This is a genomic window from Lysobacter gummosus (assembly GCF_001442805.1).
GTDB classification, from domain to species: domain Bacteria; phylum Pseudomonadota; class Gammaproteobacteria; order Xanthomonadales; family Xanthomonadaceae; genus Lysobacter; species Lysobacter gummosus.
The window spans coordinates 2,730,365-2,752,385 of the sequence record NZ_CP011131.1 but is presented as its reverse complement, the minus strand read 5'-3'; the positions used below and the strand labels follow the sequence as shown (position 1 = coordinate 2,752,385).

Sequence of the window (22,021 nt, the reverse complement as noted above, 5' to 3'; positions counted from 1 at the left end):
CGCAGGGTGGGCGGCGCTAACCGATAGCCGTGCTCGCGGGCTCCAGCACGGCGATGTTCTCCGGCACGCGCTGGAAATAACGCGCCACCAACCGGGCGTAGTACGGATGGGTGCGATTGAGTTCCTCGTGATTGCCCATGCCCGAGATGCGGCCGCTCTCCAGGAAGTAGATCCAGTCGGCCTGCATCACCGTGGTCAGGTTGTGGGCGACGACGATGTTGGTGCGGCCCTTCATCAACAAGGCCAGGGCCTGCTTGACCTGATGCTCGGTCTCGCTGTCCAGGCTGGAGGTGGCTTCATCCAGGATCAGGATGTCGGGATTGCGCAGGAACATGCGCGCGATGGCGATGCGTTGCCGTTGCCCGCCCGACAGGTTGTTGCCCTGCTCGATCAGCTGCGTGTCCAGCCCTTCCGGCATGCGCGAGATGAAATCCAGGGCGCCGGCCTGCGCCGCCGCTTCCAGAATCATTTCGTCGCTGTAGCTGCCGGTAAGGCCGTAGGTGATGTTGTCGCGCACGCTGCCGGGCATGATCGGCGCGCCCTGGGCGACGTAGCCGATCCGGCTGCGCCATGAGGCCAGGGTGAAGTCGGTGATGGGCCGGCCGTCGTACAGCACTGCGCCGTCGCTGGGTTCGTAGAAACGCTCGATCAGCGACAGGATGGTGGTCTTGCCGTTGCCGCTGGCGCCGACCAGGGCCGTGGTCGTGCCCGGGCGGAATTGCAGGGTGACGTCCTGCAATACCTTGCTGCCCTGCCCGCCCGGATACGAGAACGACACGTCGCGAAACTCCAGCGTGCCGCGCGCATGCTCCAACACCTCGGCCTGCGGGCTCGTGTCTTCCACCGCGTCCTGCAGCAGGGACGCGATCCGGGTGGAGGCGCCCTTGGCTTTCTGGAACTCGGCGGTGAAGTGCGTCAGCTGCACCACCGGCGTGGCGACGTTGATGATGTACAGCACGAACGCGGTCAGCGTGCCGATGGTGATGTCGCCCTTGCTGACCCGCATCGCCCCGTACACCAGGATCGCGATCACCGCCGCCATCAGCGCCAGGGTCATCAACGGCTCGATCCAGACATTGACCTTGGCCTGGCGGATGCCGATTCGGCGGATGCCTTCTATCTCTTCGTCGCTGCGGCCGTTCTCGCGGGTTTCGGCGGTGAAGGCCTTGACCAGGCGGATCTCGGAGAACACGTGGGTGAGGATCGCGCCGAGCCTGGCGGTGCGGTCCTGAGTGCTGCGGGCCAGGCCTTCCAGCAGCATGCCCAGCGGAATCACCAGCAAGAACGCGCAACCCAGGCTGCCCAGCAGCATCAGCGTCAGGCGCACGTCCAGCAGGATCAGCACCGTGACCGAGCCGGCCAACAACAGGACGCTGGTGAGCAGGTTGATGGCCTCGCGCGTCACCAGTTCGGAGATCGACTGGCAATCGTTCAAGACCCGGCTGACCCAATCGCCGGTGCTGTTGCGGTCGAACGCCGCCACCGGCAGGGCCACGACCTTGCGCACCAGCAGGCCGCGCAAGGTCGCGACCACGCCGTAACCGACCCGCGACAGCAGGTAAGCGGTCAGGGCCGTGGCCAGGGCCGAGCCGGTCAGCGCCACGGCCAGCAGCGCGATGCTGACCGGCTGCACGCCGCCGGCCGGGATCTGATCGACCACCTGCTTGGTCAGCATCGGAAACGCCAGGGTGCTGGCCACGGCGACGAAGGAACTGGCCGCCGCTGCGGCCAGCAGCGTCCGCGACGGCCGCGCCGCGCGGATCAGCTGCGCGAGCGGGCCGCGGAACAGGCCGGAGCGATTTGCCGCCGCACGATTCACAACAGCAACTCCATCTTGCCGAACAGCAACTCGGCTTCGCGGCCCTGCGCGCGCAGCGTCGATTCGACCAGGCGCGCTTCCTTGAACTGGGTCGTCTCTTCCGAGTACAGGATGCTGGTGATGTGGGTCAGCCACGGCTCGGCGCCCATCGCGTAGATGAAGAGACGGTCGGGATTGAAGTACTCGTGCATGCTCAGCGCCTTGGCCGAATCGCAGCCGTCCAGGCGCCGCGACTGGTCTTCGCCGCGGGTCAGCATCTTCTGCAGCAGCGGCCCGTACAGCCAGGTCGCCGGCGCGCCCACGCATTCCATGCCCAGGAACAGGCAGTCCACGCGCGGGAAGATCGCCTTCAGCGGTTCGTAGAACTCCGGCGACGGCGGATTGGAGTCGGCGAAGAACAGGCAGGCGCGCTGATTCATCTCGATGCCGAACACCAGCTTGGCGCGGATGTCCAGGTCGGCGTGCTCGCCGTAGAACGGCGCGCCGAGGATGCGTCCGCCCTTGAAGCTCACGCTCTCGTATTCGCTCAGCTCGGTGACGTTCTCGAAGCCGCAGCTTTCCAGCATCAGCTTGAGCGATACGTCGGCCAGGCCGCCGCCGCCGGCGCGGCCCACCACCACGTGATCGACGCGGTGGCGCAGACGCAGCAAGGTCTCGAACACCACGTGGTCCTGGTGCGGATGGGTGATCAGGACGTAGTCGATGCGCGCGGGCAGATCGTCGAAGGTGAAGTGCGGAATCTCCGCTTCGCCCGGATAGCTGATCAGCGGATCGATCAGGATGCTGACGCCGGCGCACTGGATCATCACGCAGGCATGGCCGAAGTAGCGGATGCGCGGGGTTTCCTGCGTCCACTCCGCGTCCTGCGCGGCCGGCTGGGGAACGTCCAGCATGCTCTTGAGCAGCGGCACTTCGCGCTCGGGTTCCTGCATGTACGGGCGCAGGCGCTCGGCCAGGCCGTCGGCGTCGGTGGTGCCGCCGTACAGCTCGTTCCACAGCGGATCGCCGAACGGCAGGCTCAAGGTCACCGAGGTCTTGTCGGTCTTGATCTGCGGGGTGCTCAGCACGAAGGTGCGCGGCTCGTAGCTGGCTTTTTCCAGCACGCAGGTCTGCAGCTGCGGCGCGTTGAGCGGGCTGTTGTAGAAAATCGATTCGATGAAGCGCGCGCCGGGCTGCTTGCTGACGTCGTAGGAGATGTCCACGCCGTAGCGGATCAACTCATCGACCTGCGCGTACAGCGCCGGCACGCCGCTGCCCTTGGCCTGGCTGAACAGCATCTGGTACAGGTTGTTGATCGCGTCGGCGCAGCGCAGGTGCAGCGAGCACTTCTCGATGGTTTCATCGCGAAAGCGCGTCATGTCGGCCGGATCGCCGGTGTAGTTGATGAACGGGCCGCCCAGAAGTTCCGGGGTGTTGGACGAGACCAGATGCTGCTCGGGATCGTCGATGAAGGAATCCAGCATCGCCAGGTGCGCGTGCTTGGTGTAGAGGCCCAGGGTCAGCGGCGACATCAGGTAGATGTGCGCGAACCACTGGTTGACGAGCGGAACGCTGCGCACATCGGCGGACAAGGACTGAAGTGTGTTCATGTTGACTCGACTTTGATGGAGTGGTCTTTGGCAGGTTGAGCGGTGGTGTCGTGTTTGCCGGCGGCGGACACGACATGCAGCGGCCAGGCCTTGGCCAGGACGGCCGCGAGCTGGTTCACGTGGGGGAATCGCAATACGCTCATGTGATCGCCATGCAGCGCGTGGATATCCAGGTTCTTCGCGTAGCGGTGCCAGCCTTCGGCCTGTTCCGCCGGCGACAGCAGCGAGCGCTGCACCGAGAGCGGTTTGTCCGAGGCCTGGGCGTTGAGCAGCACCACCGCGCCGGCATAGACCGCGGCGGGCTGGTAGCTGGCGTTCAAGTTGGCGGTGAACACGCGCAGCAAGGCCTGCAGTTGCGGCAGCGAGGTGCGCGGCGGCAACAGCCCGGCATCGACCATGCACGCGAGCAGGCGCTGGTCCTGCTGACGCGGGTCGAGCGCGGCGAGCGTCTTCGCGCTCAGGCCCAGGTCGCGGGCCTGATCCATCTCCAGCAGATCGACGAACTGCGTCAGCACTTCCAGGTGATTGGACACGCGCACGCGCTGCGGCGGCTCGCAATCGACCAGGATCAGCGGCGCCACCGGCTCGCCGGCGCGTTCGAGCAGGCAGGCCAGTTCGAAGGCGATCCATCCGCCGAAGGAATGGCCCAGCAGATGGTAGGGACCGCCCGCGCCCATCGCACGGATTTCCGGCAGCAGGGCCCGCGCCGCGGCTTCCACCGAGGCGTGCGGCACCGACTTGCCGTCGTGGCCGCGCGACTGCAGTCCGGTCAGCGGCAACTGGCTGCCGCAGGCCTGGGCCAGCGACAGGAAACAGCTGACGTTGGCGCCGGCGCCGGGGATGCAGAACACCGGCGAGGTGCCCGGCTTGGCCGACTGGATGACGATGCCGGCCTTGTGCGGATGCGACGGCGGCGGCGTGGGTTCGGCTTCGGCCTGCGCCAGCAGCGCGTTGATGCGCGCGGCCAGCTGGCCTACCCGAGGTTCTTCCATGATCGACTTGTGGGTGCCGCCGATCACTTCCACGCGCAGGTAGTCGCCGGCCAGTTCGACCCAGCCGTGCGAGGCGTCCTTGCCGGCGGGGATGTCGGCGGTGAACAGATACGTCGGCATCGGCAGCAACTGCGGGCGATAGCTCAGGCAGGCCACCGACAACTGCTTCATCAAGGCCGCGCGCCAGGACAGTTCTTCCGCGCTGAAGCTCGGCGGCAGCCAGCCGATGCTGCGGCAATGCGCCATCGCCGCTTCCAGGCTGCCGCGCGACTCCAGCGCTTCCACTTCGTCCTCGTCCAGGCTCGGGTCGAGATAACGGATATGGCTGAAGAGGAAATCCCAGCGGAAACGTTCTTCGTCCTGCGGCATGTCTTCCGGCCGCAGATTGCCGGGACGGCCGCTGTCGATCATGCCGAGGAACTCGACGCTCTCGTCCTCGCCCAGCAGTTGCTGGGCCATTTCGTAGGCCAGATGGCCGCCGCCGGACCAACCGGCGAGGCGATACGGTCCGCTCGGCTGCACGCTGCGGATCGCCTGCACGTAGCGCCTGGCGAGCATTTCCGCGGTGATGTGGCCTTCGGCGTCGCTGCGGTCGGCCTGCAGGCCGTAGACCGGCAGGTCGTCGTCCAGGTGCCGCGACAGACGCTCGTACGACAGCACTTCGCCGGTGGGCTCATGGATGAAGAACAGCGGCCGTCGCGCGGCGCCGAAACGGATCGGCACCAGATGCCTGGACAGCGGCGCGCGGGCGACGCGGTGGGTGCGGCTCGCCACGTCCTGCAGCGCGGGCGTTTCCACGATGGTGCGGATTTCCACTTCGAAGCCGAGCTTGCGCAGGCGATCGACCACGTGGATGACCATCAGCGAATGGCCGCCGAGATCGAAGAAGCTGTCGTGGCGGCCAACCTGCTCCACCTGCAGCAATTCCGACCATATCTGCGCCAGCGCGATTTCGGTCTCGCCCTGCGGCGCCTCATACGGGCGTTGCGCATAGGCCTCGCCTTCCGGCGCCGGCAGCGCCTGCCGGTCGAGCTTGCCGTTGGGCGTCAGCGGCAAGGCCTGCAGCGCCACGCAGGCGGCCGGGACCATGTACTCGGGCAGTTCGCGCGACAGCGCCGCGCGCAACTGCGCGGTCTGCGGCGCGTGCTCGCCGACCACGTAGGCGACCAGGCGCTTGTCGCCGGGACGGTCTTCGCGCGCCAGCACCACCGCCTCGCGTACGCCCGGCAGCTTCGCCAGTTGCGCTTCGATCTCGCCCAGCTCGATGCGCTGGCCGCGGATCTTGACCTGATGATCGTTGCGGCCGAGGTACAGCAGCGTGCCGTCGTCCTGCCAACGAGCCAGATCGCCGGTCTTGTACATGCGCGCGGCGGGTCGGTCCGAGAACGGATCGGCCAGGAAACGCTCGCCGGTCAACTGCGGACGGTTGAGGTAACCGCGCGCCACCTGCACGCCGCCGATGAACAGCTCGCCGGCCGTGCCCGCGGGCACCGGTTCGCCGTGACGGTCCAGCAGATAGATCGCGGTGTTGGCGATCGGGCGGCCGATCGGAATGTTTTCCGGCAGCGCGTCGTGATCGCAGGACCAGGCGGTGACGTCCACCGCGGCCTCGGTCGGGCCGTACAGGTTGTACAGCCCCACGCCCGGCAGGCTCTGGCGGAAACGCCGCGCCAATGCGCCGGGCAAGGCTTCGCCGCTGCACATGACGCGGGTGAGGCTGGCGCACAAGGCGGTGTCGGCCACATCCAGGAACACCTGCAGCATCGAGGGCACGAAATGCATCGTGGTGATGCGCTGATCGCGGATGACTTCGGCCAGATAGCGCGGGTCCTTGTGCCCTTCCGGACGCGCCATCACCAGGCGCGCGCCGGTCATCAGCGGCCAGAAGAACTCCCATACCGACACGTCGAAGCTGGACGGCGTCTTCTGCAGCACCGCGTCGTCGCCGTTCAGCGCATAGGCCTCCTGCATCCACTGCAGGCGGTTGACCACGCCGCCGTGTTCGTTCATCACGCCCTTGGGCTGGCCGGTGGAACCGGAGGTGTAGATCACATAGGCCAGCTGATTCGCGCTGACATCCGTCGCATCGGCATCGGTGTCCGGCAAGGACTGCCACGCCGAGGCGTCGCGATCGAGCTCGATCACCGTCAGGCCATCGCCGACCGGCAGATCCGCGCGCACCTCGCTGTGAGTCAGCAACACCTTCGGCGCGCTGTCTTCGAGCATGTAGGCCAGGCGCTCGGACGGATACGCCGGGTCCAGCGGCACGTAGGCGCCGCCGGCCTTCAGCACCGCCAGCAGGCCGACCATCATCTCCAGGCTGCGCGGCATGGCGATGGCGACGCGCTCGTCGGCGCCGACGCCGAGCGTGCGCAGGTGATGCGCCAGCCGGTTCGACTGCGCATTGAGTTCGGCATAGCTCAGCCACTGGCCCTCCTGCGCCACCGCCACCGCATCGGGCGTGCGCGCGACTTGCTGTTCGAACAGGTGATGGATGGCCTGCACCGGCGGATACGCACGCGCGGTGTCGTTCCAGGTCTGCAGCACTTGCCGGCGCTCGTCCGCCTCCAGGATCGCGATGCGCTCCACCGGCTGGCTGTCGTCCGCGGCCATGCCGCGCAGCACCGCCTTCAGGTACTCGGCGTGACGTGCCATGGTGGCGTGGTCGAACAAGGACGTCGCGTATTCCAGGTTGCCGACGATGCGGCCGTCGATCTCCTGCATCCCCAGCGACAGATCGAACTGGGCGCTGCGGCGTTCGCCGCCGTCCAGGTCTCGCAGCTGCAGCGCGCCCAGTTCCAGCGACGACTGCGGTGTGTTCTGCCAGGTGAACATCAACTGGAACAAGGGGCTGTGCGCCATCGAGCGCGCCGGCTTGAGCACTTCCACCACTTGCTCGAACGGCACGTCCTGATGCGCCTGCGCCTGCAGAACCCGCTCGCGCACCCGCGCCAGCAGCTCGGCCACGCTCGGGTTGCCTTGCAGGTCCAGGCGCAGCGCCAGGGTGTTGACGAAGAAACCGATCAAGGGCTCGACTTCGACCCGCGAACGATTGGCGACCGGCGTACCGATCACCACTTCGTCCTGCCCGGCCAGACGCGAAGCCAATGCGCTCCACGCCGCCAGCAAGGTCATGTACAGCGTGGTGCCATGCTTGCGCGACAAGGCCCGCAACGCATCGCTCAGGGATTCGTCCAGTTCCAGATCCAGGCTGGCGCCGGCGTACTCCTGCACCGCCGGCCGCGGCCGGTCGGTCGGCAAGGTGATCAGCGCCGGGGCGCCGGTCAGTTGGTCGCGCCAATAGGCCTGCTGTTTCTGCTGCACCTCGCCGCTCAACCATTGGCGCTGCCACAGCGCGTAGTCGGCGTACTGCACCGGCAAGGCCGGCAGCGGATCGGTGTGGGTCGGCACGCCGTCCAGCGCATAGGCGCGATACAGCGCGCTGAGTTCCTGCACCAGCACGCCCATCGACCAACCGTCGGAGACGATGTGGTGCAGCGTCAGCAGCAGCACGTGGTCCTGCTCGCCGGCCTGCAACAGCCGACCGCGCGCGAGCGGACCTGCGGCCATGTCGAACGGCGCTTCGACCTCGATCCGGCTCCAATGCGCCACCTGCGCCTCGACATCGTCCGCGCCGCGCAGATCCTGGCGCAGCAGGCTGAAGCGGCCGTGTCCGTCGATTTTCTGCACCGGCTGGCCATCGGCTACTTCGAAACGCGTGCGCAATGCTTCGTGCCGCTGCGCGATGCGGTCCAACGCGGCCTGCAAGGCCTCCACGTCCAGCGGGCCATGCAAGCGCATGCCGCCGGCGATGTGGTACGCCGCGCTCGCGGCCTGATCCATCTGGGTGATGAACCACAGGCGCTGCTGCGCGAACGACAGCGGCAAGGCCTGCGTGCGCTCGGCGGCCACGATGGCCGGCAGCGCCTCGCCCTGCCGCTGTCCGGCGACGTGGGCGAAATCCCGCAGCACCGGATGGGCGAACAGTTCCGGCAAGGCCACGTCCAGGCCCAGCCGCTGCCGCAGCCGCGCGGTCATCTGCAAGGCCATCAGCGAGTGCCCGCCCAGTTCGAAGAACTGGTCCTGGCGCCCCACCCGCTCTACCCGCAACAGCTCGCTCCAGATCTGCGCCAGCGCGGTTTCCACCGGCCCTTGCGGTTCCTCGAAGACGCGCTGGCCGAAGGCGTCGCCTTCCGGCGCCGGCAAGGCGCGGCGGTCGAGCTTGCCGTTGGGCGTCAGCGGCAACCGCTCCAGCGCCACGTACGCCGCCGGCACCATGTATTCGGGCAAGGACAACTGCAGCTGCGTGCGCAATGCGTTGCTGTCCACCGACGCGTCGGCGGCCACGTAGTAAGCGACCAGCCGCTTGCTGCCGGGCAGGTCCTCGCGCGCGGCGACCACCGCTTCGCGCACGCCGTAGCACTGCGCCAGCTTGGCTTCGATTTCGCCAAGCTCGATGCGGAAGCCGCGGATCTTGACCTGATCGTCGTTGCGGCCCTGATAGTCGATGACGCCGCCGGGCAACCAGCGGCCGATGTCGCCGCTCCTGTACATCCGCGCCTGCGCATCGTCGGCGAAGGGATCGCGCAGGAAACGCTCCGCGGTCAGTTCGGCGCGGTTGTGGTAACCGCGGGTGACGCCGGCGCCGGCGATATAGATCTCGCCGCTCACGCCCGCCGGCACCGGTTCGCCGTGCGCGTCGAGGATGTAGATGCGGGTGTTGGCGATCGGACGGCCGATCGGGCAATAACCCGAATCGTCCACGCCGGCCGAGGCCTCGTGCACCACGCAACCCACCACGGTTTCGGTCGGGCCGTACTCGTTGACCAGACGCGAGTCCGGGCTGATCCGGCGCCACAGGGCCACCGTGGACGCCGGCAGGGCTTCGCCGCCGATCACGAACAACTGGCTGGCGCAGCCGGCGCCGAGTTCTTCCAGGCGCTCGCCGAGCGCGCGCAGATGCGAGGGCGTGATCTTGATCAGATGGCCCGCGGCGGCGCCGCGTATCCAGTTTTCCAGCCCGACCAGTTCATCGCCATCGCGCAGCAGGTGCGCGACGCCGCCGCTGATCAGCGGCAGATACAGGCTGGTCACGGTGGCATCGAAAGCCACCGGCGAAGAGACCACCGCATCGCGGCGTCCGCCGTCGGCGTAGTGGCCCAGCGCCCAGCCCAGGTAATGCGCCAGCCCGCCGTGCTCGACCATCACGCCCTTGGGCTTGCCGGTGGAGCCGGAGGTGTAGATCACGTAGGCCAGGGTCGCCGCGCCGACGCCGAGCGCGGACGGATCGGGATCGGCGTCGGACAGGCTCTGCCACGATGCCGAAGCATCGTCCACCAGCACCACGCTCGCGGTCATCAGAGCGCGGCTGGCCGGCAATTGCTCTTCCAGGCTTTGCTGAGTCAGCACGACCTTGGGCCGGCTGTCGTCGAGCATGAAGGCCAGGCGTTCGGACGGATACTGCGGATCCAGCGGCACGTAGGCGCCGCCGGCCTTCAGCGTGGCCAGCATCGCCACCACCAACTGCGGGCCGCGTTCGAGCAGCAAGGCCACACGCTGGTCCGGACGCACGCCGAGCGCGACCAGATGATGGGCCAGGCGGTTCGCCTGCGCGTTGAGTTCGGCATAACTCAGGTTGCCGTGCTCGGACACCAGCGCCGGCGCGTCGCCGGCGCGGGCGGCCTGGGCTTCGAACCAGGTGTGGATCAAGTCTTGCGCGCGCGCGGCGTGCTCCGGCGCCGCCGGTTCCAGTGCGGCTTGCGTGGTGTCGTTCCAGTCGCACAGCAGCTGGCGCCTGTCGTCCGAAGACAGCAGCGGCAAGCGGCTGACCTGGGTCGCCTCTTCGGCGACCATCGCGCGCAGCAGCATCTGCCAATGGCCGATCCAGCGCTCGATCGTGGCCGCGTCGAACAAGGCGGTGGCGAACACCACCTCGCACTCCAGGCGTTCGTCCATCTCCGTGACCGACCACCACAGATCGTTCTGCGCGGTGGCTTCTTCCACCGGCATCGCCTCGATCTGCAGACCCGGCAGGCTCAGGCCGGCGTCGGCCATGTTGTGCATGACGAACACGACCTGATACAGCGGCGTGTAAGCCAGACTGCGCACCGGCTTGAGCGCTTCCACCACTTGTTCGAACGGCAGGTCCTTGCTCGATTGCGCGGCCAGCGCGGTGCCGCGCACCTGGGCCAGGAACTCGGCCACGCTGGGATCGCCGGACAAATCGAAACGCAGGGCGACGTTGTTGATGAACAAGCCGATCAGCGGTTCCAGCTCGGTGTGATTGCGGTTGACCATCGGCGTACCGATGACGACATCGCCTTGCCCGGACAAGCGGCTCAGCAACGCCGCCCACGAGGCCAGAAGGGTCATGTACAAGGTCGTGCCGTGGCGCTGGCTCAGTGCGCGCAGATCGCGGGTGATGTCGGCATCGACGACGAAGCGGCGGCTTTCGCCGGCATGCTCCTGCACCGGCGGACGGGCGCGGTCGGTCGGCAATTCCAGCAGGCCGGGCGCGCCTTGCAGGTGCTCGCACCAATAGGCCTGCTGGCTTTGCAGCAACTCGCCGTCGAGCCAGCGGCGTTGCCACACCGCGTAATCGGCGTACTGCGCCGGCAGGGCCGGCAGCGGATCGATATCGGCCGGCACCTCGTGCGAGGCGTAGGCGCGGTACAGCTCGCCCAGTTCGTTGATCAACACGCCCATCGACCAACCGTCGGAGACGATGTGATGCATGGTCAGCAGCAACACGTGCTCCTGCTCGGCCAGGCGCAACAACCGCCCGCGAATCAGCGGGCCGCGATCCAGGTGGAAGGGTTCGTGCGCTTCGCGATGGCTGCACTGCGCCAACTCGGCGGCGGGGTCGGCGCTGGCGCTGAGGTCCTGCCGCGCCAGGGCGAAGCTCGCCTGCCGGGCGATGCGCTGCACCGGCTGGCCTTCGACCAGTTCGAAATGCGTCCGCAAGGCCTCGTGGCGCTGCACGATCCGGTCCAGCGCCGCCTGCAAGGCGTTTTCGTCGAGCGCGCCGCGCAGGCGCAAGCCGCCGGCCATGTGATAGGCGCCGCTGGACTGCTGCCCCATCTGGGCGATGAACCACAAGCGCTGCTGAGCGAACGACAGCGGAATCAGCTCCGGCCGCTGGCCGGACACCAGCGCCGGCAAAACATTGACCGCGGCCTGGCTGACGTGACGCGCGAACGCGCTCAACACCGGTTCGAAGAACAGCGCCGACAACGGCACGTCCATGCCCAGGCGCTCGCGCAGGCGCGAGCCCATCTGCACCGCCAGCAGCGAATGCCCGCCCAGTTCGAAGAAGTGGTCCTGACGCCCCACCCGCTCGACCTGCAGCAGCTCGGCCCAGATCTGCGCGAGCGTGGTTTCCACCGGCCCCTGCGGCGCTTCGAACTCGCGCTGCGCATAGGCGTCGCCTTCCGGCGCCGGCAAGGCGCGACGGTCGATCTTGCCGTTGGGCGTCAGCGGCAGGCGTTCCAGCGTCACGTACGCCGCCGGCACCATGTAGTCCGGCAGTTCCTGCGCCAGCGCCGCGCGCAACTGCGCGGTCTGGGCGATGTCCTCGCCGACCAGATACGCGACCAGACGCTTGTCGCCCGGGCGATCTTCGCGCGCCAGCACCACCGCCTCGCGCACGCCGCCCTGGCGGATCAGGCAGGCCTCGATCTCGCCCAGTTCGATGCGGAAGCCGCGGATCTTGACCTGATGATCGTTGCGGCCGAGGAACTCGATGCTGCCGTCGGCGAGCCAACGGCCGAGGTCGCCGGTGCGGTACATCCGCGCACCGATGCGATTGGCGAACGGATCGTCGAGGAAACGCTCGCCGCTCAGCTGCGCGCGATTGAGATAGCCGCGGGCGACGCCGTCGCCGCCGATGTAGAGCTCGCCGGCCACGCCTTGCGGCACCGGTTCGCCATGCGCATCGAGCACATAGATCGAAGTATTGGCGATCGGACGGCCGATGCCGCCCGGCGACGACGCCGGCCGCACCCGATCGACCATCGACCACACCGTGGTCTCGGTCGGGCCGTACATGTTCCACAGTTGTCCGCAGCGTTGCAGCAACTCCGCGGCCAGATCCGGCGGCAGCGCTTCGCCGCCGATCAGCGCCTTGAAGCCTTCGCCGCCCTGCCAGCCCGCTTCGATCAGCAGGCGCCAGGTGGCGGGCGTGGCCTGCAGGATCGTCGCCGCGCGGCTTTCGAGCAGTTCCTTGAGAGCGGCGCCGTCCATCGCCTGTTCGCGGTGCGCCAGCACGATGCTGGCGCCACTGATCAACGGCAACCACAGTTCCAGGCCGGCGATGTCGAAGCTCAACGTGGTGACGGCCAGCAGGCGGTCGCCGCGCTGCAGTCCGGGCTGTTCCTGCATGCTCAGCAGGAAGTTGCTCAGGGCCCGGTGTTCCACCATCACGCCCTTGGGCTGGCCGGTGGAGCCGGAGGTGTAGATCACGTAGGCCAGATGCTCAAAGCCGATTGGCGAGGCTTGAGCGTCGAGGTCGTGCTGCGGCAGCGACTGCCATGCCGATGCGTCGCGATCGATCTCGATCACCTTCAAACCATCGACGGCCGGCAGATTCGCGCGTACCTCGCTGTGAGTCAGCAACACCTTCGGCGCGCTGTCTTCGAGCATGTAGGCCAGGCGCTCGGACGGATACGCCGGGTCCAGCGGCACGTAGGCGCCGCCGGCCTTGAGGGTCGCCAGCAAGGCCACCAGCATGTCCGGCGTACGCGGCATGGCGATCGCGACGCGATCGTCCGCGCCGACGCCCAGCGCCTTGAGGTGATGGGCCAAACGGTTCGAACGCGCGTTGAGTTCGGCGTAGGTAAGTCGCTGGCTATCCTGTTCCACCGCCACCGCGTCGGGCTTCTGCGCGGCTTGTTGTTCGAACAACCGATGGATGCACTGCAGTTGCGGATACGCACGCGCGGTGTCGTTCCAGGTCTGCAGCACGCGCTGCCGTTCGCCGGCATCCAGGATCGCGATGCGCTCCACCGTCTGGCTGTCGTCGTCGGCCATGCCGCGCAGCACGGCCTTCAGGTAATCGACGTGGCGCAGCATGGTGTCGCGGTCGAACAAGGCCGTGGCGTATTCCAGGCTGCCGACAATGCGGCCATCGACTTCCTGCATGCCCAGTGACAGATCGAACTGAGCGCTGCGGTGCTCGCCTTCATCCAGGTCGCGCAACTGCAACGCGCCCAGCTCCAGCACCGGCTGCGGCGTGTTCTGCCAGCTGAACATCAACTGGAACAGCGGGCTGTGGGACAGCGAGCGCGCCGGCTTGAGCACTTCCACCACTTGCTCGAACGGCACGTCCTGATGCGCCTGCGCCTGCAGAACCCGCTCGCGCACCCGCGCCAGCAGCTCGGCCACGCTCGGGTTGCCTTGCAGGTCCAGGCGCAGCGCCAGGGTGTTGACGAAGAAACCGATCAAGGGCTCGACTTCGACCCGCGAACGATTGGCGACCGGCGTACCGATCACCACTTCGTCCTGCCCGGCCAGACGCGAAGCCAATGCGCTCCACGCCGCCAGCAAGGTCATGTACAGCGTGGTGCCATGCTTGCGCGACAAGGCCCGCAACGCATCGCTCAGGGATTCGTCCAGTTCCAGATCCAGGCTGGCGCCGGCGTACTCCTGCACCGCCGGCCGCGGCCGGTCGGTCGGCAAGGTGATCAGCGCCGGGGCGCCGCTCAATTGCTCGCGCCAGAAGGTCTGCTGCTTGAGCTGTACCTCGCCGCTGAGCCATTGCCGCTGCCACAGCGCGTAATCGGCGTACTGCACCGGCAGCGCCGGCAGCGGGTCGATCCGGGTCGCCACGCCTTCCAGTGCATAGGCGCGATACAGCGCACCCAATTCGTTGACCAGCACGCCCATCGACCAACCGTCGGAGACGATGTGGTGCAAGGTCAGCAACAGCACGTGTTCCTGCTCGCCCAAGCGCAGCAGGCGGCCGCGCGCCAGCGGGCCGGCGGCCAGATCGAACGGCGCGGCGGCTTCGGTTTCGCTCCAATGCGCGACCTGCGCCGCGGCATCGGCCGCATCGCTCAGATCGTGCCGCAGCAGGCTGAAGCGGCCGTCCGCGCCGATGCGCTGCAACGGTTGTCCATCGACCAGTTCGAACCGGGTCCGCAGCGCCTCATGCCGTTGCACGATCCGGTCCAGCGAAGCCTGCAGCGCGTCCACGTCCAGCGGGCCGTGCAGACGCAGGCCGCCGGCCATGTGATAGGCCGCGCTCGCGGCCTGATCCATTTGCGCGATGAACCACAAGCGCTGTTGCGCGAACGATAAAGGCAGCGCTTGCGAACGCGGCGCGGCGACGATAGCCGGCAAGGCTTCGCCGTGCTTCTGCCCGGCGATGCGGGCGAAATGCTGCAGCACCGGCTGGGCGAACAGGTCCGACAGCGCCACGTCCAGGCCCAGGCGTTGCTGCAGGCGCGCGGTCATCTGCAAGGCCAGCAGCGAATGTCCGCCCAACTCGAAGAAGTGATCCTGGCGCCCCACCCGCTCGACCTGCAGCAGCTCGGCCCAGATCTGCGCCAGCGCCGTTTCCACCGGCCCTTGCGGCTCTTCATAGGCCCGCTGCGCATAGGCGTCGCCTTCCGGCGCCGGCAAGGCGTTGCGGTCGAGCTTGCCGTTGGAGGTCAAGGGCAAGCGCGCCAGCATCACGTAGGCCGCCGGCACCATGTAGTCCGGCAACTCGCGCGCCAGCGCGGCGCGCAGCTCGGGCGTATCGGGGACTTCGTCGCCGACCAGATACGCGACCAGACGTTGATCGCCCGGCTGGTCTTCGCGCGCGATCACCGCCGCTTCGCGCACGCCCGGCAGGCGCGCCAGTTGCGCTTCGATCTCGCCCAGCTCGACGCGGAAGCCTCGCAGCTGCACCTGATTGTCGATGCGGCCCAGGTAAATCATCTCGCCCGAATTCAGCCGCTTGGCCAGATCGCCGGAGCGGTACAGGCGTTCGCCGGGACGATACGGATCGGCGATGAAGCGCTGCCGGGTCAGTTCGTCGCGATTCAAATAGCCCTGGCCAACGCCGAGGCCGCCGACGTACAGCTCGCCCGGCATGCCGGCCGGCAGCAGCCGCTGATGACTGTCGAGGATGTAGGTGCGCGTGGTCGGAATCGGCGCGCCGATGTTGCACGCGCCGCTCTCCAGGTCGGCCGCTTCCAGCCGCTTGAAGGTCACATGCACGCAGGTCTCGGTGATGCCGTACATGTTGATCAGTTCGACCTGCGGATGGACCGCGCGGAACTCGCGCAACCGCGACGGGCTCAGCGCTTCGCCCCCGAAGATCACGTAGCGCAGCGCGGCCAGCGCCGGTTCGCCGCGGCGCACCGCGACGTCGGCCAGGTGGTAGAACGCGCTCGGGGTCTGGTTCAGCACCGTCACCTGTTCGCGCTGGAGCAGTTCCAGGAACCGCTGCGGGTCCTTGCGCTCGGCGTGCGGCACGATCACCAGCCGTCCGCCGTACAGCAGCGCGCCGTAGATTTCCCAGACGGTGAAATCGAAAGCGTAGGAGTGGAACATCGACCACACGTCGCGTTCGGAGAAATCGAACTGCAACCGGTCGTTGATCATCAGGCGCACCACGTTGCGGTGCGACAGCAAGGTGCCCTTCGGGCGGCCGGTCGAACCCGAGGTGTAGATCACGTACAGCAGATCGTCCGGCGAGTTGCGCGGCGCCGGATCGCTCGACGGTTGCGCGTCCACGGCGTCGCGGTCGCGATCCAGGACGATCGCCTGCGCCGCCGTGTCCGGCAACGCCGCGACGCGCGCGGCGCTGGTCAGGACGAAGCGGCAACCGGCGTCCTCCAGCATGAAGCGCACGCGGTCCTGGGGGTACTCCGGATCGATCGGCACATAGGCCGCGCCGGCCTTGATGACCGCGAGCAAGGCCACGATCATCTCCACGCCGCGGTCCAGGCACAGCGCTACCCGCTCCTGCGCCAGCGCTCCGCGCGCGCGCAGGTGATGGGCCAGACGGTTGGCCTGCTGGTTGAGTTCGCGATAGCTCAGGCGGACATCGCCGCAGTTCACCGCGATCCCGTCCGGCGTGCGCGCGGCCTGTTCTTCGAACAGCCGCGTCACGGTCTTGTCGTGCGGATAGGCGGCGTCGGTCTGGTTCCAGGCCAGCAGCGTTTGCTGCTCGGATTCCTCCAGCAGCGGCACGTCGTCGATGACCGCGGCCGGATCGTCCACCGCCGCGCGCAGCAGGCGCACGTAGTGGCGCATCATCTGCTCGATCAGCCAGGCGTCGAAGAAATCCGCGTTATAGGCCACCCGCGCCTGGAAGCCGTCGCCGGCCGGGAACAGATGCAGGTGCAGGTCGTACTTGCCGTAACCCAGGTTGGTCTCCACCGGCAAGGCTTCGACCGCGCCGGCGCGGATCGGCCGGCCGCTGTCTTCGTCGTACTGGAACAGCACGTCGAACAAGGCCGTGCGGCTCATGTCCTTTTCCGGATCGAGCTTGCGCGTCAGCAGTTCGAACGGCATGTCCTGATGCTGCAAGGCGCGCCGGCGCGTATGCGCCAGCGATTGCAGCAGGCGCTCGAAACTGCAGTGCGCCGGCAGCTTGGCGCGCAACACCAGCAGGTTGGCGACCGGGCCGACCAGGGCTTCGAAGCCGGCATGGTCGCGGCAGGCCGCGCCGGTGCCGATGACCAGCTCGTCATGACCGGCGTACCGGCGCAGGAAGGCGTTGAAACCGGTCAGCAGCACATCTTCAACGCTCACGCCGCGCGTGTCGGCCAGAGCGCGCAGGCGCGAACCGAGTTCGCCGTCGAGGGCGAAGGCGTGGCGCGCGGCGGTGAAGGTATGCACCGCCGGCCGCGGCCGGTTCAAGGGCAGTTCCAGCGCCTGCAGGCGGTCGTGCAGTTGCTGCTTCCAGTACAGCAATCCGGCTTCGATGAACTCCGGCGTCTGCGCCGCCTGCCAATGGGCGTAGTCGCCGAACTGCAGGCCGGTCGCGGGCAGATCGGGGCTGCGCCCTTCGACCAGGGCCGCGCAGGCATGCACCAGTTCGCGCGCCAGCGCCTGCATCGACGGGCGGTCGACGACGATGTGATGCGCGGTCACGCACAGCAAGGCATCGGCGCCGTCGCCGCGCCACAACGTGGCGCGCAGCAGACGGTCGCGGCCCAGCGCGAACGGCCGGGACGCATCGGCCAGCGCCGCTTCCAGCAAATCTTCGCCCTGCACGGTGACGCGCGACAGCGTCAGCGAGCCGTCGCGATCGACCTGCTGCCAGGCGTGGGTACCGTCGCTGCGGATCGAGGTGCGCAGCGCATCGTGGCGGGCGATGACGGCATTGAGCGCGGCCTCGATATGCTCCGCCGATACGCCGGCGTCGAATTGCAGCAGCAAGGGCACATTGTGGTAGACCGGCGAGGTCTGGTAGACCTTGCCGGTTTCGAAGGCATCGATGAACCACAGGCGCTGCTGATGGTGCGACAGCGCGATGCGTTCGCCGCTGTCGGAGCGGCTCACAGCAACCGCCGGCAAGGCCAGCGCCTGGGTGCCCGGCAGCGACAGATCGTCGATGCGCGTGGCCGGCGCGCGGCTCAGCTCGATCAGCAACTGGTTGAAGTGCCCGGCCAGGCGCTCGATGGTTTCCTCGCGGAACAAGGCCTGGCTGTATTCGTAGGCCAGATGCAGCGCGCCGTCGCGCTCGGTGACGTACAAAGTCAGATCGAACTTGGCCGTGTGCTCCGGCGGCGGCAGTGCCTGCATGCTCAGGCCCGCCAGTTGCAGATGCTCCATCGGCATGTTCTGCATCAGCAGCATGACCTGGAACAGCGGCGGCACGCCGGCCTTGCGCGCCGGCTTGACCACGTCGAGCACCTGCTCGAACGGCAGGCCCTGATGAGCATAGGCGCCGAGCAGATTGGCGCGCACCTGGCGCAGCAGTTCTTCGAAGCGCTGCTGCGGGTCGATGCGGGTGCGGATCGCCAGGGTGTCGAGGAACAGGCCGATCATCGGCTCGAACTCGGCGCGGTCGCGGTTGGCGACAACCGTGCCCAGGCAGATGTCGGTCTGCGCGTTATAGCGCGACAGCATCACGCTCAGCGCCGCGGTCAACACCATGAACGGCGTCGCGTGCTCGCGCCGGGCCAGATCGGCCAGCGCCTTGCTCGCGTCCGCGGGCAGCCACGCTTCGACCATGCCGCCCTTGAAATTCTGTTCGGCCGGACGCGGCTTGTCGGTGGGCAGACTCGACATCGCCGGCGCGCCGGCCAGATGCGAGCGCCAGTAATCCAGATGGCGGCTCTCGGTGTCGGCGTCGAGCCACTGGCGCTGGGCCACGGCGTAGTCGGCGTATTGCAGCGACAGCGGCGGCAAGGGATCGACCGTATGGGCCACGCCGTCGACCGCATAGGCGCGGTACAAAACGCCGAGTTCATGGATCAGCACGCCCATCGACCAACCGTCGGAGACGATGTGGTGCATGGTCAGCAGCAGCACGTGCTCGTGCTCGCCCAGGCGCAGCAGGCGGCCACGCACCAAGGGCCCGGTGCCCAGATCGAACGGTTCTTCCGCCTCGATTTCGCTCCAGTACTCGACCTCGGCCTGCGCGTCGTCCGCCTGGGTCATGTCCTGGCGGATCAGACTGAAGCCAGCCGCCTCGCTCAGCCGCTGCGCCGGTTGTCCATCGACCACGGCGAAATGCGTGCGCAGCGATTCGTGCCGCTGCACGATCCGGTCCAGCGCCGCCTGCAGCGCCTCCACGTCCAGCGGGCCCTGCAATCGCAGGCCGCCGGGGATGTGATAGGCGACGCTGGCGTGCGCGCCCATCTGCGCGATCAGCCACATCCGCTGCTGCGCGAACGACAGAGGCACGACCGGCGGACGCGACTGCGGCTGCAGCGCCGACTGCGCGCCGGAGGCAGCCTGATGGGTCAGCGCGGCGAACTCGCGCAGGACCGGTTGCGCGAACAGGTCCGACAGCGCGACTTCAAGACCCAGTTGCTGGCGCACGCGCGAACTCATCTGCACCGCCAGCAGCGAGTGCCCACCGAGTTCGAAGAAATGGTCGCCGCGGCCGACGCGCTCGACCTGCAGCAGTTCGGCCCAGATCTGCGCCAGCGCGGTTTCCACCTCGCCTTGCGGCGCCTCATAGCTGCGCTGGGCGTAGGCGTCGCCGTCCGGCGCCGGCAAGGCGCGGCGGTCGAGCTTGCCGTTGCGCGTCAGCGGCAGGCGCTGCAACGCCACGAAGGCCGCCGGCACCATGTATTCGGGCAATTCCTGCGCCAGGGCCGCGCGCAGTTCCGCGCTGTGCGGCAAAGCGTCGCCGACCACATACGCCACCAGGCGCTTGTCGCCCGGATTGTCTTCGCGTGCGAGCACGATGGCCTCGCGCACGCCCGGCTGCTGCGTCAGGCAGGCCTCGATTTCGCCCAGCTCGATGCGGAAGCCGCGGATCTTGACCTGATGATCGTTGCGGCCGAGGAACTCGATCGTGCCGTCGGCGAGCCAGCGGCCGAGGTCGCCGGTGCGGTACATCCGCGCACCCGCGCGGTTCGCGAACGGATCGTCGAGGAAACGCTCGGCGGTCAACTCCGGACGGTTCAGATAGCCCAACGCCACGCCGACGCCGCCGATGTACAGCTCGCCGGCCACGCCTTGCGGCACCGGTTCGCCATGCGCGTCGAGCACGTACACCGAGGTGCCGGCGATCGGTCCGCCGATCGGCACGTTGCTCATCGACTCGGGAACGCGGCCGATCTCGCACGTGGTGGCGAAGGTGGTGGTCTCGGTCGGGCCGTAGCAGTGAATCAGATGGCGCGGGCCTTCATGCGCCAGCAACCGCGCGAACTTGTCCGGATCGGCGCGCTCGCCGCCGCACATCAGATAACGCAGACCGGCCAGGGCTCGCGGTATCGCCAGCACGTACTGATTGAACAAGGCGGTGGTGACGAACATCGCCGTCACCTGCTGTTCGCTCAGCGCCTGGGCCAGACGCTCCGGTTCCAGCAGCACCTCGGCCGCGATCACCACCAAACGGCCGCCGTTGAGCAGCGCGCCCCACACTTCCATGGTGGTGGCGTCGAAGGCCGGATTGGACGCGAACGCCACGCGGTCGCCGGCGTCGAACGGCGCGTAGCCGTTGTCGCGCACCACGCGGCCGATGGCGCGGTGCGGCACCATCACGCCCTTGGGCTGTCCGGTCGAACCGGAGGTGTACATGATGTAGGCCGTGGCCTCGCTGTCCACGCTCGCGCCGAGGTCGTCGGCCGCGAGCGCATGCAGGTCGATGCTATCGAGATCCAGGCGCCGCGCCCCGCCCAGCGGCGGCAAGGTCTCGTCGGAACGGGTGATCAGGATCGCGGCGGCGCTGTCCTGCAGCAGGAAGGCCTGGCGTTCGATCGGCGCGTTCTGGTCGATCGGCACGTAGCAGGCGCCGCATTTGAGAATGGCGATCTGCGCCGCGACCAGATCGGCCGAGCGCTCCAGCACGATCGCCACGCTGTCGCCCGCGCGCACGCCCAGCGAGCGCAGATGGCGGGCCAGGCGGTTGGCCGCTTGATTGAGTTGCCGGTAGCGGGTGTGGCGGCCGTCGTGGACGACGGCCACGGCATCGGGCGTGCGCGCGGCCTGTCGTTCGAACAGTTCGTGGACGCACTCGGTTTGCGCATACGCCGTCTGCGCGGCGCCCCATTGCTCCAATAGTTGAGTGCGCTCGGCCTGCGCCAGCACGCCGACGCGCCACGCCGGCGTTTCGGCCGTGCGTTCCAGCGCCTGCACCGCCTGCTCCAGCACGCGGTGCATGTACTCGCACATGCGCTGTGCGTCGACCGGTGAGGCGATCTGCAGGCCCAGGTGGAAATCCTGCCCGAGATCGTCCACCGACAGGCTCAGCGGATAGTTGTGGCGCTCTTGCGCGGCCAGGACCTCGATGCCGTCGCCCAGACCGGCGTCGGACACGTTGTCGAGCTCCAGCGTGCTGTGGCGATAATTCAGCAACGCGGAGAACAGCGGCGTGGACGACGGCAATGCGCTGCAGCGCTGGGCCAGCGCCAGCGGCGCGTGTTCGTGCCAGACCAGTTGCGACAGGCTGGCGTGGGTGCGGCGGATGCTGTCGCGCACGCTCGCCTCGCCCAGGCGGATGCGCACCGGCAAGGTGTTGATGAACAAGCCCATCGCGCGATCCGCGCGCGAGCCGCCGTGCATGCGTCCGAACAGCACCGTGCCGAACACCACGTCCTCTTGTCCGGTGGTCTTCGCCAGCACCTGGCCCCAGGCCCAGTGGAATACGCTCGCCGCGCTTACGCCCAGCGCTTTCACCTGCGCGCGGATGCGGCGCGAAAGCTCGCTGTCGACCGCGCGATGCGCCTCGCGGATGTCCTGGCCGCCGCCCTGCACGTCCTTCAAGCCGAACGGCGCGGTCGGTTCCTCGACATCGCCGAGCATCTCGCGGAAATACTGCTCGTGCTCCTGCACGCTCACGCCCAGGCGCGCCTGGGCGACGAAATCGCGGAACGGCACCGGCTCGGACAGCTCATCGCCGCGGCCGCTCTGAATCAAGGCCAGTTCCTGCATCAGCAGGTCGCTGGTGATGTGGTCCATGATCAGGTGATGCTGCAGCAACACCAGCAGCCAACGCTGCTGGCTGG

The 22,021-nt window shown here is 68.0% G+C and carries 3 protein-coding genes (1 of these 3 only partly in view); all 3 read right to left on the bottom strand.

Features of this window, described 5'->3' with window-relative positions; translation table 11 throughout:
- Nucleotides 1–16: 16 nt before the first annotated feature.
- Tightly spaced (each overlapping or abutting the next), the 3 genes in view from LG3211_RS11195 to LG3211_RS11185 form a layout consistent with a single transcriptional unit that may run on beyond the window.
- Nucleotides 17–1,819, bottom strand: coding sequence for an ABC transporter ATP-binding protein (locus LG3211_RS11195; RefSeq protein ID WP_057942918.1), 1,803 nt, complete (start codon nucleotides 1,817–1,819; stop codon nucleotides 17–19).
- Nucleotides 1,816–3,408 carry an MBL fold metallo-hydrolase gene (locus tag LG3211_RS11190; protein ID WP_057942917.1) on the bottom strand — a complete coding sequence of 531 codons (1,593 nt, stop codon included), beginning with the start codon at nucleotides 3,406–3,408 and terminating at the stop codon, nucleotides 1,816–1,818. Before LG3211_RS11190 ends, LG3211_RS11195 begins: the two co-directional genes overlap by 4 nt.
- Nucleotides 3,405–22,021, bottom strand: partial view of a non-ribosomal peptide synthetase gene (locus tag LG3211_RS11185; protein WP_057942916.1) — the 3' portion only. Its footprint extends 6,964 nt past the window's final position; the window shows 18,617 of its 25,581 coding nt (coding positions 6,965–25,581); its start codon lies off the right edge, out of view — the gene reads right to left on this strand; it ends in the stop codon at nucleotides 3,405–3,407. Before LG3211_RS11185 ends, LG3211_RS11190 begins: the two co-directional genes overlap by 4 nt.